The following is a 14445-nucleotide window of genomic DNA, read 5'->3' on the forward strand; positions in this document are numbered from 1 at the left end:
TCGTCGGACGACCGATACGGTGAGCGAGGTCTCGACGAGAGACTTCAGCAGCGCCGCCCGCGCGAATCACGTGAAAGATGACATGAACACCACTGCCACCAAGGCCACGGCCACGATCGCTCTACTCGCCCTCCTCGGACTCGGGACTGCCTCCTGCTCTGCTCCTGGCGCGAGCACAGACACGAAGACCGAGTCGCAGTCGGCGGCGCCCGAAGAGGTCGAAGAAGCGCCCGAGCCCGTCGACCTGACGGGCGAGTGGAAGCAGACGAACTCCAACACCCCCGACAGCTTCCAGAGCGCGACGATCACTGCTGACACGATCGAGGTGTCGTGGAACGCGACGGACAGCAAGTCGCTGTACTGGGCCGGAACCGTGACGGTTCCGGAGGACGGGTCGACGACGTTCACTTTCGATTCCGCGAACGACACCACGAAGACTGACTCGGCCATGCTCGCATCGAGCGACCCGACGAAGACCTTCACCTACGCGGATGGCGAGCTCTCGTACGAGGTGACCGCCCTCGGAACGACCATGACGGTTCGGCTCGAGAAGCAGTAACCCCCCGGAACTGTGGCGCCCCTGTCGGTCGAACCGGCAGGGGCGTTGCCCTGCCCGCCTCTTCTCGGATGCTGTGCGTCGCTGGCGCCGCGGGAAGGGCGGCAGTAGCCTGACTGCGTCTGGCGACGCACCGCCCGCATCGAAGGAGATCGGCGAGATGAGACCACTGCGCTACGCGATCAACGTCACGCTCGACGGTTGCGTGCACCATGAGGCGGGCGTCGCTCCGGACGAGGAGCTGATGGGCTTCTGGACGGCTGAGATGCAGCGAGCGGATGCGGTCATCTACGGCCGAACGACCTACGAGATGATGGAGGGCGCCTGGCGGCTTCCGGCATCCGGTGTGTGGCCCGACTGGATGGATGCGTGGGAGGTCCCGTTCGCCGAGGCCATCGACCGTGTGCCGAAGCACGTCGTGTCGAGCATGCTGAGTGCGGTCGACTGGAACGCTGAACTCATCAGCGGCGACGTCGGCGAAGTGGTGAGGGCGTTGAAGGAGCAGCCGGGCGAGGGGCTGTCGGTCGGTGGGGTGACTCTTCCCTTGGCGCTGGCCGAGCTCGGGCTCATCGACGAGTTCACCTTCGTCGTGCACCCGGTCATCGCCGGGCACGGCCCGAGACTGCTCGACGGCCTGAGCGAGCGCATTCGGCTCGAACTCGTCGACCGCCGCGAGTTCCGATCCGGAGCGGTCGCCCACGTGTACCGTCCCGCTCCCGCCAGCTGAGCGAGGCGCACCCCGGTCGCCGAGCGAGGCCCGCGAAGCGACCGAGACGAAACGGGCTGAGCTTCCAGGAGCGGCGCACCCGTCGGCGATGCTCCCGGTATGCCAGGCTCTCCCCGTGACCGTCTCCACCCCGATCGCCCCCACGACTCCACCCGCGCGCCTTCTTCCGTTCCTCGTCGGAGTCGGCGGCGGACTCCTCGGCATCCTGCCCTGGCTCGTCGGGGGTGCCCGCCTTCCGCTGCAGAACCTGTGGACCGTCGCGACCATGCCCGACGCGATGCCGATCGTGCTGCTGCCCGTCAATCAGTACTTCGCGATTCTGCTGTTCTCGCTCGTGCTGCTCGGCGGGGTGTTCGCGGGCATAGCCATCCGCATCTTGTCGCAACGGCGAACGGTCGCCGTCTGGGCGGCAGGCCTGGGAGTTCTCGCGGTGCACGTCATCGCGACTCTGCAGAGCTTCGTCGTCGTCGCCGGCGGACTCTCCCTCTCCTACGACGTCAGGGCGCTGGTCTACCTCGGCGGGATGCTGGGTGGGGCCGTCGCCGCCGCGCTCCTCGCCCAGCTCGGCTTCTGGATGACCTCGCGCCCATCCGCTGCCATCGCCGCTCTGGGGATCGCGCTCGCCGCAGTGCCGTTCGGACAGTGGGTCGCGCGGTGGTTCCTCGCGTTCACGGGCGACGCGTTCCCGCCGGTGTTCCTGCCTTCGTTGACCACCTGGATCCCGGCGATCGTCGTCGGAGTCGCGCTCGCGTGGTGCGGCATTCGTCCGGCGTGGCGCATCGCCGTGTGGATCGTCTCGCTCCTCACGCTCGCGCTGCTTCCGTCGCTGTTCGGCGCCATCCAGTACGGCCTCGGCTCGCGGATCCTCGGCGGCAATCTCGTCGAGATGACCGCCGCATCGGTGCAGATCTTCCCGATGCTCCTCGCAGAAGACGGCTTCCTGCCGGTCCTCGTCGCGCTGGTCATCGGCATCGTCGGAACGGTCGTGCGGATGCTCGTGCCGACGCGACAAGAAACGGATGCCGGGCAGCAGCCGGCGGCGGCGGAGGAGTCGCCGTACGTCTCCGGTCGTTGAGCGGGCCGCACCTGCCCGGTCGTTGAGCGAGGACGGCGAAGTCGCCCCGCAACCCTCGATACCGTGTACCTATGCCTCGTCCTCGCAGTGAAGCCGCGCGCCAGTCCGTATTGGAGGCGATGCGCGCTGCCGTCATGGCCGGCACGTACGAGTCGGTGACGATCGAGGGCCTTGCGGAGTCGGCGGGAGTGTCCAAGCAGACGATCTACCGCTGGTGGCCGTCGAAGGCGGCGATCCTCGGTGAGGCGCTGCTCGAGGGAGACCTTCCGGGAGCGGACGTGTCCGTGCCGATGAGCGATGACATCCGCGCGGATCTGCACGCCTGGTTCACGGCGATGTCGACGGGACTGGCGCGGCCCGAGGGAGTTGCGCTCGCCCGCGCGCTCATCGCGGTGACGGCGACTGATCACGAGCTCGGACGGGCGCTCAACGAACGGCTGGCCCAGCCGATCCGCTCCTGGGTCGCCGAACGGATCGCCCGCGGACAGGTCGACGAGCAGGTGCGACCGGACGTGGATGCTGGCGCGATCGCCGACCAGCTCATTGCCATGGCGTCGTATGCCGCGCTCATCGGACAGCCCTTGAGCGCGGAGCGGGTCGAGGAGACGGTGACGCGGCTGCTGCGAGGCATCGCGCGCTAGCTAGACCGACGGGTCACGGCGTGCAGCGAGCGAGCATCGCATCGCGATGATCGACGCCTGAGAGCATCCGGACAGCGGGAGGATGCTGACGCCGAGCGTCGCGAGCACGGGAGCTTCTTCATGCGAGCCAGAGTACTGAGGCGAGAAGAACGAAGACTGCGCGGGCAACCTGGCCGATCCTCCACTCGGTTGCGTCTACGCGAAGGCCGAAGGCGGGGCTTTGGAGTCCCAGGCGGTCGCATACCGCGAGGCGACCATCGGCCACACTACCTCGATCCCGGTGTCCACCGATGTGACCCGGTTTCCGAGCGACCCTTCGAGGACGAAGTCGTGCGAGATCGCTCGACCAGAGCTGTCTTTTCGGTCGTCAGGGTCTGCAAATCGAAGACCCACTCTGCCGTCCACTCGTGCGCACACCTCGGGCTGACCGTAGTGGCCCGCGAATACCCGGTCGTACTCGGGGAGCGGGTCAACGAGATCTCTGCGGATAAGAAAACGAAAACCCCAGTCGCGTCCGCGGGTGGCCCAGAGCAGAATCACCTGTTGCTCCGCAGCAGTGTGTCCTCCGCTTCACCTCGTTCGAGATCCTGCTGGAACCCTGTAAGCATCGCCCTGAGGTACTCATGCTTCGCGAGCGCAGCCTCTTGAAGCTTCTTCAGCTGCGAGTCAGCTACGTCGAAGAAGCTGTCGATGATCTCCGGGCTGATCAAAGCGCGGATCCCGTTCAAGACGATGCCAACCGGTCCCTTCTTCGGGATCGGCAGATTGACCAACACGTTGACCCAGGGTTTGGCTCCCTTCAACAGATTCTCGGCCACTTTCTGGGGCAACGGGTGTGCGCTGGCCTCAGCCCACCGAAGATGTCTTTCGAGCGGAAGCATGGAGGCGAGGGGCAGGAGAAGGTCAACGCCGATGCGGTCCATTAGTTCGATCTTCTCCGGGGTGAATCGGGCCGAGGAGAGAGTGACGAAGTCCTCTCCGACTGAGAGGGCCGTATCCCCCTCAATCAACTCTTCGATCAGCTCCCGGAATTGCTCAAGCTCGTCGCTCGCCTTCAAGGTCACGAGGTCTCGCAGGTCATGCGCGCTCATGTCGGGAAGCAGGTCGGCCTTCGAAAGCGCTATGACCCAGATCCGAGGGAACTGAACGAGCGGCTGGCCGTTCGTGAGGATGTCGTCCTTGAGCAGTCGGATGCCGTTGCGGAAGTTCTTGAAGAGGGACTTCAAGTACCGCTGCTCGTCGCCCGCGTTGTCGACCAGCTTCTTCGCATCGACAAGAAGAAGAGCGACGTCTGAACTCATCAGGGAGCGGAAGGTGTCGATTCGTCGCTGCGATTCCTCGGGTCCGCTCACGTCCGATTCGAACCACTCCCCCGGGTAGTCATGCCATACCAGCTTCAGGGAGTTGAGACCTGTCTTCGCGAGCGACTTGTCCGGTCCGTTCGACCTCGGCTTGATGTCGAACGCATAGGAGTGTCCCGCGAATCTGTCGCCTACTGGAGGTCGACCCTCGTCCCGCATCCCGAGGTAATTCCTGTACATACGGGTGTGCTGACCCAGGTTCTCCGCGACCACGGCGTAGGGGCTCGTCTTCTCGAACTCTCGCTCCTGAGTCGGGCCGTAGAACGACGAGAGAAGCACGGTCTTACCGCTGCCTGCTTCGCCGAATACGGCGATGTTCTGCTCCAGTGCCGTACTGACTTTCATGGCGTCCCCTCGTCGTCCCCATTGCGCTCCCGCGTTGAGCGGGCGTGTCATTGCGACGTTACTGCACCGACCATCCCCCATCGGATGCCAGCACGGCACCGTTGATGTTCACTGCGTCGTCCGACAGCAGGAACGTGATCGATGCGGCGAGGTGCTCGGCGGTCGCGACCGTCGGGATCGCCTGCTGGAACGGGGCCAAGCGACCGGAGCCGTACTCCGACATGTGCGGGGGCATCGGGATGCCGGTGGCGACGCCTCCAGGTGCGACTGAGTTCACGCGGATGCCCTTCGGCCCGTACATGAACGCCGCGGACTTCGTGACCCCGATGATGCCGTGCTTGCTGGCCGTATAGGCGTTGCCCGACGCGTTGCCGCGCAGGCCCGCTTCGCTCGAGACGTTCAGGATCGAGCCGCGGCCGGCCTTCTCCATGATCGGCAGCACTGCGCGCATGAGCTTGAACGGAGCGGTGAGGTTGATGGCGATGACGCGGTCCCAGACGGCGTCCGTCGTCTCGCCCGCGGGGGAGAAGTCGTCGTTGATGCCGGCGACGTTCGCGAGGGCGTCGATGCGATCGCCCGCGGCGGCGATGACGGCGTCGATCGCGTCCTGCTTGGTGAGGTCGCCGGCGACGGTGGTGATGTCGGCATCCGGCAGCTCGGCCTTCAGAGCGTCGAGCTTGTCGGCGGCGATGTCGGAGGCGATGATGCGTCCGCCTTCGCGGGCGATGCGGGATGCGGTGGCCTTGCCGATTCCGGATGCTGCGCCCGTGACGATCACGGTCTTGCCGGCGAAACGTCCGGTGGTGGGCTTCTCAGTCCAGCCCTCGGACTCGTCGGCCTCGGGGATCTCCCCGCCGTTGGCTGCGCGCACGAGGTCGTCGACGACCGACTGCGGCAGCTGACCCTGGCTCATCGCGACGAGCTGCTGCAGCGGCAGCCCGAGCACCGGGGTGAGGAGCTCGGGGTCGGCGCCCGTCTGCTCGAAGAGTGCGCGGATGAGCGGCCCGCCGGTCGGGTCGTCCATCCACTCGCCGATGGTGGAGTATGCGGTGAGGGCCATGGTGGAGCTCCTTGAGGCTTGGGTTTCGCAACGGTGCGTCTACTTATGGGTAGTCTACGTCTTGATGGCCTACGCATACATCACGCGCGTGGGCATCGACCCCGCTAGTCTCAGCAGAAGCTGCATGCGACCGAAGGGGAAATTATGCCGAGAGCCGTCCGATTCGAGGTGTCCAGCATGCCGACGCGACGGCCAGTCCAGGTGGAGGACGTCTTGGAGCTGACCTTGATCAGACAGACCTGGGACGACTACGGATTCCGGACTAGCTTCGAGCTGTGGTCGGTCAATCCCGACCCGCCAGTTTTCCTCGGTACGGTCAAAATCGGACGCGAAGGAATGGATGGTTCTTTCGGCGGACCTATTGCTCGGACTCCGCTCGAGGACTCTTTTCCTGACCTGGACGAGCGATACATGTCCCTCGGGCAAGACGCTAGCTACTACGAACGCATTTTCGAACAGCTCGGCGCAGAAGATGGCCGAGCAGTGCTTAGTGCGCTGCAGGACCTCACGCTTGACCTCGACCGCCTACAGAGGTCGGGGTTCGAGTTCGAGCGCGTGTTACGAAAGTCAATCATGCGGGTGGTTAAGTGGACGACTGTGCAAGACCAGTACCGCCGGATTGTCCTCGGTGGCATGCCTCGGGAGGCCTTCACGCTTACCTACTCGCACGAGCCCGACCGCGGAGCCGAATCCCCGACGACGACCTTTGATGTCAGTCCTGGGGACACGGTGCCGGGAACGCTGCAAGTCGTGATCGGATCGAATGGCGCGGGCAAGACGCGCATGCTCAAGAACATATCGCGGGCGCTCGATCCGGCTACCGAGACCAACCCGTCGCATGTTCATGTTTCCGACGGGAAGCGCCTCAGCGGCCTCGTCACGGTTTCATTTAGCGCATTCGATATTTTTCCCCCGCGAGACGAGCCCGCTGACGAATTTAGTCCTTTCCAGATCAAGCATCTCGGCCTGTCCGTACTCTCGCGCGAAGAGGGAGGGTCCAGTCGTGAGAGGGATGGCGCGGCGCAGGTTGCGGCCTTCCATGACCTCGTTGGAGCTTGTGAGTCGGCGGGGAGATCGGACCGGCTTCTCAAAGCGGTCAGTACCTTGTGTGAGGCAGACCTGATCCTTGGGGAGTACGACTTAAACAGCGTTGCCAGCTTGATGACCCTAGGTTTCGAAGAGCTCAGCTCTGGACACAAGATTGTTCTCCTGACTGCTGCGGGATTGGTCAAGAACTGCGACGAAGCCACCCTGATTCTGCTAGACGAGCCGGAGTCTCATCTACATCCTCCTTTGCTTTCTGCCTTCATGCGCGCCGTCGGTGACCTGGTGGCGGAAACGAACAGCCTCGCGATCGTGGCTACTCATTCTCCGGTGGTCCTTCAACAGGTGCCGCGACGTCATGCTCGGAAGATCTGGCGCCGTGGTATTAGGACCCAATTCCTCCCCATGAGTATTGAAACGTTCGGCGAAAACCTAGGCACGTTGTCGCGCGAAGTTTTCGGGGTCGAATTAGAGCGTTCCGGCCACTATGCACTCCTTTTGCGCGCAGTCGATCAAGGTAACTACGACGAGGCGGTCGGCGCACTTGGCGGAAGCATCGGCGAAGAAGCGAAGATGATCTTGCGCGCCCTGCTCGCCGAGAGAGCTGAAGTCTTTTGATGACCCTAAGCCCGCCGCGCTTGAGCGGCTTCGATCTCCGCCTAGCCTGCACGCCGGGCATTACAGACGTCGAGAGACTGCACCGCATGCGCTGGCACGAGTCTGCACTCGCCGCCGAGGAGCGCGCATTCCGAAGATCCGTCGATGCTGGGATTCTACGGTTGTTCAGGAGCGGACCGGTAGGCGAACACGGCGTTGCTGATATGAAGTGGTACTACAGGAACCGCTTGATCGGGTCGGTGCCCGGCAAGAACATCATCGCGGACATCTACGCGCTGAGCCCTGAACGGTGCCCTTTCTGCCAGGCGGGGACGCCAAGCACTCTTGAACATATGTTCCCGAAGGCGCTTTTCCCTTGGCTCGCTGTAGAACCGGGAAACCTCGCTCCTGCCTGCAAAGACTGCAATCTTGATAGGAATGAGGGTAACGGCCACTCATCGCCGAATGTCTACGCGGACACCTGGATTAGCGACCACATCTGGCTCACCGCCACCAGTGCGAATTCTGGTGACCCCGCGCACCTATTTTTCGACATCGATGCGGGTTGCGGTGTCACGCCAACTCAAGCAGAGCTGCTTCGCACTCACCTGAACGAACGAAAGCTGCGAAACCGCTATCGCATACGCGCGAAGCAATCCTTCTCCGACCTTCTGAGCGACATCCGCGAGTCACGCCGAGTGCGACCTATGGCGGGGCGTATTCTCGAAGACGCCGTGGAAGACACGTTGACATCGCGTCTCAGCGCGCGGACAGCCGACCACGGCAAGAACTACTGGGAGGCCGCAGCCCTTCGGGTGTGGGTGGCCGACTTCCGCTCAATCGATTGGGAAGGTCTCACCCCAGCTGTTCCATGAGTGCCGCCAGTTGTTGGCGCGCCTCGTGCAGTCGGCGGCGGTCTGGCCATCGCTTCCGGACCTGGCCACATAGACGACCTTCCGGATAAGGCAAGCCCTAGGGCTGTCAGCTCAATCCGGAGGATCGAGGCGGCCAGCCAAGGGTATCGCGCCTCATGCGAACCTCCGTCGGCTCCGCCTCGCGTTCTCCATTGATTCTCGCAATGCGAGCGCTCGTGCCTCGATTACCCGCGGCATCGCTAGAACGGGCACGATCTGTACACTGCCGCCAGGACTGATAGATGTCGGGACCCGACGCCTTCGGGGGAGAGAAGCGCCATCGGCAAGCGAGGTCTCAGTTCACCGTCGAGTCGATGAACTCGACGAACGCATCGAGTTCGTGCGCCCAGAACAAGGCGAGGCCATCTTCCTGGGCGGACACAAGGTTATGCACCTTGAATACGCCCGACAGCATCGCGGCGGGCACGACGTTATTAGCGCCGAACTCGTGAATCCAAGTCTTCGCCTTCGCGGCGGCATCGTTGTTCAGGCGCTTGACGCTGTTGGTAGAAGAGTTGCTCACCTTGCACTCCAGCGGCATAGTTCGGCCGTCCCACAGCCGGATGACGACATCCGCCTTCCGGGTCCCAAAGAGGGTTTCGGCGCAGAACTCCCCTGGTTCGGGAGCGCTCGCGGAGTTAGGAATCGCGCGCGTAGGTACTTCCGTAAACCCCTCCTGGCGTAGCCGCGCCTTGACTGCTTCCTCCTGCTCATCCTTCGACGTGCTCCTCCGTGCGGTCTGGGCTCGAGACGTCGCGATGATCGAGGTCGTCGAGAGGATTGCGCTCTCGCGTTCGCGTTCAGTCGGTTCGCGGTCTTCACCTATCCACGGGAAACGCCGCCGATCCAGCGCCGTCATGACGGCCTCGACGATGCGGCCCGCCATAAAGGGATCTTTGCGAAGCACGCTCGGGGCGAGAGATGCATCGGCCAATACCTTTAGGTCATCCTCCGAGATGAATGGCGAGGCAAGGTATCGGATTGCGACGAGCGACTTCTCGTCGGTAACGTATTCAATCGCTTGCGCAGAAAGCTGGGAGAGATCGACTGTCCCCTCGATCAGATCCTCGACCGCGGCGCGGTAGTTGTCGAAGATCTCTAGGTACTTCTCCAGCGGCTCGATGAGCCGCTCCTCCCGGAAGATCTCGATTGCCTGTCGAGAGCTTGCTCGGAGTTGATCCTCGGTCCAGGTCGGGCGGCTCGGCATCGTCACACCTCAACCGCGGCGCGCAATTGCGAGAGATCTGGGATCGTCAGCCGTTCCATCTCTCGCGGCTCGAACTTAGTGAGGCCGCCCGCATACGTGCGCCCCTGTGACAGCTCGACAGCGGAGCGCAGGTGAAGCGCGAGAGCTTCCAGGATCACAGGCGACAGTTCTTCGCGGGGGTAGAGCCCGTGAGCGATATTGATGTGGCGGGCCTCTACGTCGTTCAGAACGAAGGCGGGCGGGCGGCGTGCCATATACGTGGCTAGGATCGGAGCGGCCTTCCGCAGTCCTACGCTCCACCATGCGCGTCGATTAGCGGCGACGTAGCCGTCTTGCACGTTAGAGCGCTTCGCGGCCCGGAGAAAGCGATCGACGAGCTTCCGATCCTCGGGTGAGAGTGTGTCTAGATCGACGGGCAAGTCGATGACTCGTCGGAGGTCGCCCTCTTCGGTCAAGCGCTCGCCCGCCTTGAAGAGTTCCCGAGCCTTAGTCACGGATGGGAAGAGTACAGACTCGGGCAACTCGACCGCGCCGGGACGCGCGACCCACACGGCGTTCGCGCCTGTGACGCTGCCACGGTGCACCCGGCACAGCTCGCCGAGTTCGATGTGGTCATCGGGGATCTGCACCGCCGTTCGCATGAGCACCGACCAGCGGCTTGACTCGGCGAGGCGAGCACGAGAGACCTCGGCGCCGAGTCCGAGACCGCCGAGAGCCTCGACCGACTCGACACGTCGGAGACGCATCGACGGTTCAGCGCCGCCGATCTGGAAGCATGTGATTGCTCCCGTGGTCATGGCATCCGTGAAGGTCTCCGACTTGGGTTCGATGACGTGGATCTCAGTTCCGCCCAGTGAGCCGAGGAGCAACTCGCGCAGAACACTGCCGTAGTTCACATCCATCCACTCGGAGCTGGTGATGAACGCGCCGTAATCGCCTTCGCGCGCGTGCTCGGCGGTCGCGAGGAAGAAGTGAATGTGAAGGCCAGCGAGCTTGCTGGCCCTGTATCCCCGGGCCATCGCAGTAGAGATGAGCCACTCCTTCCACTCGGCGTCGATCTGGTGGTGCCGGACATATGGCGGATTGCCGATGTAGAGCGTTGGCGCGTCGATGTGTGCAAGGTTCGCCGACCGGTAGTCGCCGAGTACTACCGTCGCGCGGTCGGACAGCCCGGCGGCGCGGACGTTAGCGCGGAGCATGAGGCCCGAGAGGGCGTCGATCTCTAGCGCGACGAGATCTGCGTCAGGGAATGCGCGCGCCGCCGCGAGGAGGTATCGGCCTGATCCCGCGCCGGGATCAACGATGCGCCCCGGATTTGGACGACGAGCTGCCCACGACAGCATCGACTCGATGATGGGGGAGGGCGTGTAGGTCTGCCCCAACGGGCGGCGGTCGGTCGCGGACACAATCTCGGCGTACGCATCTCCCAGGGGATCCCCGCCCGCGAGGATCTTCGCCCCGAGACTTGCCGTGTCCGGAAGCTCTCCGCCGTTTCGGTGTTCGTCGACAAGCGCGCGCTCCGCGTCGGTGAGCGCTTCCGCTTCGACTCCGAGGCTGATAGTTGCACGCACGACATCACCAAGCGTTTGAAGCTGACCCATACGGACCATTCTGCCCGAGGGGTCAGACGTTACGCACGAGCGACTCGAGCGAGCGCGCTGACGGTCACGTACGAGGGAGCACGCCGGCAGGGACATGCTTGTGACCGCGATGTAAGCCGCCGGTAATGCGATTCATCTCCTCCTGTGTGCGGCACCCGATCACATCGGTTACGCGCTTGATGAGATCGGCGCGGGCGGCTTCTGGTGTCGCTCCGTCTAGGCACCGTGCAACCCACTTCCACTCGCCTTCGTGGCTCAGGTAGCAGACGCGAGCGCGAGCCCGATAAGTGCTCTTCCCTGTCGGGTGCACAGTGACCGAGTGCAGGGTGCCGTACTGATCGGCGAGAGAGTCATCGATGCGGGGGCGGCCCATAGGTCGACTCTATACAACCGGCCTACCTTGGTGAAATGGATGCCAGAGATCCTCAGGGGGGACGTAATCGTCGCCCCGTGTTGTGTGGCATGTGGCTCCCTCATCTATAGCGCGCCTCCGGCGCCCTCGGCGCGCCCCTATCGAGAATGTGAGACATGCGGTGCTGCGCGCGTCGCTTCGTCCTCATATGTTCGGTGCAGGCCGGATCTTGCGTCAGATCGCTGTCGGCCGGCTAGCGTGTTCCGATGCGCCAGAGCAGCAGGTTCCCGCAGGCCCCTCGAGCATGTGGCAACCGGACGTATGTCACGTCGGCATGGATCGAGCACCATCGGCGCGGCGCTCGATGGTGCCGAAGCCGCAGAAACCCGGGGCAGCCAACCCTCCCGCGTGGACGAGCAGCTCCCCGGTCCCGGTGTAGGCGACGGCACCGCCGCACCCGACAAGGTCCAAGACACCGAGGCGAAGTGCGCCAGGCGTCGCAGGAACAGCACCGGCGCGACCAGCGCCAGGACGACAACCCCAAACACCAGATTGTGGGTCAGCAGCACCAGCACGAGGTTGGGGACCATCACGAACCATTCGCTCCTCGGCATCCGCCTGAGGGGCGACGGCTCGGTGGAGTGCCAGTCGAAGGCTCCGATCGCGACCACGATCATGGCAGAGTCGGACCTCTGTCCCAGAGCGCCTCGCGTGAGTCAGGAATCCCGCCTCCCTTTGTCATGCAAGAGGGAAGGCGGCTATGACCTTTCCAATGAGGGTGGCGGTCCTGCGAGTAAGTGCATCTTCGTTCCATGTGTCGCGAGCAGCGAGATCTGAATTGAGGTTGAGCCCATTGAGGTAGCCGATTGGATGACCAGCTTCGTCGACGCGGTCCCGCTTGTCGATGAAGCTCTTCTTTCCTAGGGAGGCATTGAAGCCAGTGATCGTTAGGTTACCGAGCTCGTGTACGTGTGCCAATTGCGTCGCGCTGGCAGCTGTGGCTCCGCCCAACATTTCCACCCAATCCTTGCCAAGGTGTTCGGTCTGGGGGAGCACATGTTCGATGGTCCAGCGGTAGGTTGCGGTCCCGGACTGGTTCTGATCGCGCGCCCACAGGTCTTGCCATGACTCCTTGGTCATGCTCTGCTTCGCGAGCTGAACCAAGATGAACCTCGCCACGTTGGTGTGATCCTCGTAGATGGGGCCGCCGAGAGATCGCGCGAAATCCACGTCGTCAGCTGAACGTGCGCTGAGTCTCCGAAGCACGACGTCATAGACCTGCTCGCCTGTCGAATCGAGGCGCTCGAGGTCGTGGATCACTTCCATGAACAAGCGCTGAAGCTCGTAGGTAGGCGGCTGATTCGTCATGTTGCGCCGTACAGAGAAAGCAACGAGTAGCCGGGTGAGTTTCAAGAGATCAGAGTCAGTTAGACGCCGCTCGCTCTGTTTGAGCAGCAGATACAGCATCAACACCTGCGCGGTTGTTCCTTCCGATCGGACTAGGTCGGCGAGCGCCCGGTTGAGCTCGGAGGTCTCCCAAGCGTCCGGCGCCAGAGTGATCAAGCGCTCGTATTGTTCCGTGGCTAGGTCAAGGCCAGTGAGAAGGCCAGGATGGTGAAGCTCATCGGAGTCAACGAGCCGCTTCTCGATCTGTTCCTCGTAAATGCGGATGAGGTTTGAGCGAGTGGCGACAGGTGCGCCCGCGATCGAGAGGCCCCAGACATCCTTCATCGCGTTATAGAACTGGCGGAAGAATCGCTCTTGCGTGCTGTAGTCGTCACCGAGTCGATCAAGCCATGTAGTCCAATCGTCGTACACGCCGTCGAGCGTGACGCCCTCGGTTGCTTCGGCCCGCGCGAGAAGCGAGTTCTTGATCAAGTCAATCGGCGTGAGAGGCTTGCCCCGGTTGTTCAGGGACTCGAACAGCTTGAAGGCATCCGAGTATGTCCCGACCTCGAGCTTCACCAACACCGCCCGTTTGACGCGTCCGAGCATGTCGCGAGCGGCCCAGAGGTCGTCTTTCGCGTTGCGCTGACCGTGCGCTCCTAGGAGTCTCCCGAAATGTCTGAAGGCCCGCTCGATTCGTCGATTGCCCATCCACTTCGGTGTCTTGGGCTTCGGAGTGAGGGGTAATCCCGCGTTGTGCAGGACTGCAAAGTAATCGTCGCGGTTGGAACCGGACTCCTGCGGTGACAGACGAGCAGCATCGCCCGTCACCAGCATCTTGCGCAGAAGCATGCGTTCAACGATTGCCTCCTCGTCCTGGCTTATGTCCCTCGATATCACTCGATAGATCGCGGCGAGCAATAACGAAAGGGTGGTGAGTCGCTGTTGCCCGTCGATCACGTCATATCGGGGAGCGATGTGGGACGCGTTCTGCCGGTTGACCGCGAGGAAGGTCCCCAGGAAGTGTCCGTCGTTGCTTTCGTTGTCGGCGAGGTCATCGAAGAGCGCATCCCAGTCGCTCTGACCCCAGACGTACTCGCGCTGGTACTTCGGCACGACGAAAAAGGAGGGTAGGTCAGTGTCAAAAACTTTGGACAAGGGCAGGTCGTCAACGTGCTTGATCACGACTAGAGCGTAGCGGCGACTATACAGATCGACCCGCACCCGGTCCTCGCTCGTGTCAGACGTCGACACCCGACAGCGCCCGGTGCGCGGCCGCGGATCGTCTGCGGCCTCCGTATCCTTCATCGGACGGCGGGCTGTCGTCCTCGATGACGGCAAGGCGGTGGTGCTGCCCTACCGGAAGGATTCAGCTGAACAAGCGACTAGATGCGAGGTGAACCGGATGACGACTGACACTGTCCAGCAGATCGACATTATGTGATGATTCGCGTATGGCAAGAGCGATTCTTAGAACTTCAATCAACGGACCGTCCCCCAACTCCCAGCAGCAGCATCTGCGGAAGCGACTAGAGAAGGCCGGGTTTACTCGCATTGGGACTGGAGCATACGAGGGTGA

11 protein-coding genes are annotated in these 14445 nt (G+C 63.1%); 6 read left to right on the forward strand and 5 right to left on the reverse strand.

Features of this window, described 5'->3' with window-relative positions:
• Nucleotides 1-82: 82 nt before the first annotated feature.
• The 4 genes from BN2660_RS06690 (at nt 83) to BN2660_RS06705 (ending at nt 2999) form a co-directional block, all read left to right on the forward strand.
• Nucleotides 83-559: a hypothetical protein gene (locus BN2660_RS06690; protein WP_091229667.1), complete on the forward strand. Its 477-nt coding sequence runs from the start codon at nt 83-85 to the stop codon at nt 557-559.
• A gap of 157 nt (nt 560-716) precedes the next feature.
• Nucleotides 717-1283 (forward strand): dihydrofolate reductase family protein, encoded by a 567-nt coding sequence (locus tag BN2660_RS06695; protein ID WP_091229006.1) that lies wholly within the window; start codon nt 717-719, stop codon nt 1281-1283.
• A 115-nt stretch (nt 1284-1398) separates the two neighbouring features.
• Nucleotides 1399-2358 (forward strand): hypothetical protein, encoded by a 960-nt coding sequence (locus tag BN2660_RS06700; RefSeq protein WP_141651254.1) that lies wholly within the window; start codon nt 1399-1401, stop codon nt 2356-2358.
• 71 nt (nt 2359-2429) lie between these two features.
• Nucleotides 2430-2999 carry a TetR/AcrR family transcriptional regulator gene (locus BN2660_RS06705; RefSeq protein WP_255305069.1) on the forward strand — a complete coding sequence of 190 codons (570 nt, stop codon included), beginning with the start codon at nt 2430-2432 and terminating at the stop codon, nt 2997-2999.
• 536 nt (nt 3000-3535) lie between these two features.
• On the opposite strand, the gene BN2660_RS06710 is transcribed toward BN2660_RS06705, so the two are convergent.
• Together BN2660_RS06710 and BN2660_RS06715 are read right to left on the reverse strand one after the other, a co-directional pair.
• Nucleotides 3536-4705, reverse strand: a complete 1170-nt coding sequence (locus tag BN2660_RS06710) for an ATP/GTP-binding protein (RefSeq protein ID WP_091229018.1) — start codon at nt 4703-4705, stop codon at nt 3536-3538.
• A gap of 58 nt (nt 4706-4763) precedes the next feature.
• On the reverse strand, nt 4764-5765 hold the full coding sequence (locus BN2660_RS06715; protein ID WP_091229022.1) for an SDR family NAD(P)-dependent oxidoreductase: 1002 nt from the start codon (nt 5763-5765) through the stop codon (nt 4764-4766).
• Between the two features lie 225 nt (nt 5766-5990).
• Here BN2660_RS06715 and BN2660_RS06720 point away from each other — a divergent pair, with 225 nt between their 5' ends.
• Both BN2660_RS06720 and BN2660_RS16435 read left to right on the forward strand, forming a co-directional pair.
• Nucleotides 5991-7427, forward strand: coding sequence for an AAA family ATPase (locus BN2660_RS06720; protein WP_176697115.1), 1437 nt, complete (start codon nt 5991-5993; stop codon nt 7425-7427).
• 86 nt (nt 7428-7513) lie between these two features.
• Nucleotides 7514-8281, forward strand: a complete 768-nt coding sequence (locus BN2660_RS16435) for a hypothetical protein (RefSeq protein ID WP_141651255.1) — start codon at nt 7514-7516, stop codon at nt 8279-8281.
• 334 nt (nt 8282-8615) lie between these two features.
• On the opposite strand, the gene BN2660_RS06725 is transcribed toward BN2660_RS16435, so the two are convergent.
• The 3 genes from BN2660_RS06725 to BN2660_RS06735 form a co-directional block, all read right to left on the reverse strand.
• On the reverse strand, nt 8616-9527 hold the full coding sequence (locus BN2660_RS06725) for a XamI family restriction endonuclease (RefSeq protein WP_091229029.1): 912 nt from the start codon (nt 9525-9527) through the stop codon (nt 8616-8618).
• A gap of 2 nt (nt 9528-9529) precedes the next feature.
• Nucleotides 9530-11128, reverse strand: a complete 1599-nt coding sequence (locus BN2660_RS06730) for an Eco57I restriction-modification methylase domain-containing protein (protein WP_091229670.1) — start codon at nt 11126-11128, stop codon at nt 9530-9532.
• A 1090-nt stretch (nt 11129-12218) separates the two neighbouring features.
• Nucleotides 12219-14051, reverse strand: coding sequence for a DUF262 domain-containing protein (locus BN2660_RS06735; RefSeq protein ID WP_176697116.1), 1833 nt, complete (start codon nt 14049-14051; stop codon nt 12219-12221).
• Between the last annotated feature and the right edge of the window lie 394 nt (nt 14052-14445).

This window comes from Microbacterium sp. 3J1 (assembly GCF_001049495.1).
GTDB lineage: Bacteria > Actinomycetota > Actinomycetes > Actinomycetales > Microbacteriaceae > Microbacterium.

Excerpts from the sequence above, each read along its gene's own strand:
- BN2660_RS06725 (WP_091229029.1), bottom strand. The coding sequence starts at position 9,527 with ATGCCGAGCCGCCCGACCTGGACCGAGGATCAACTCCGAGCAAGCTCT.
- BN2660_RS06715 (WP_091229022.1), bottom strand. The coding sequence starts at position 5,765 with ATGGCCCTCACCGCATACTCCACCATCGGCGAGTGGATGGACGACCCG.
- BN2660_RS06730 (WP_091229670.1), bottom strand. The coding sequence starts at position 11,128 with ATGGGTCAGCTTCAAACGCTTGGTGATGTCGTGCGTGCAACTATCAGC.
- BN2660_RS16435 (WP_141651255.1), top strand. The coding sequence starts at position 7,514 with ATGCGCTGGCACGAGTCTGCACTCGCCGCCGAGGAGCGCGCATTCCGA.
- BN2660_RS06705 (WP_255305069.1), top strand. The coding sequence starts at position 2,430 with ATGCCTCGTCCTCGCAGTGAAGCCGCGCGCCAGTCCGTATTGGAGGCG.
- BN2660_RS06695 (WP_091229006.1), top strand. The coding sequence starts at position 717 with ATGAGACCACTGCGCTACGCGATCAACGTCACGCTCGACGGTTGCGTG.
- BN2660_RS06690 (WP_091229667.1), top strand. The coding sequence starts at position 83 with ATGAACACCACTGCCACCAAGGCCACGGCCACGATCGCTCTACTCGCC.
- BN2660_RS06710 (WP_091229018.1), bottom strand. The coding sequence starts at position 4,705 with ATGAAAGTCAGTACGGCACTGGAGCAGAACATCGCCGTATTCGGCGAA.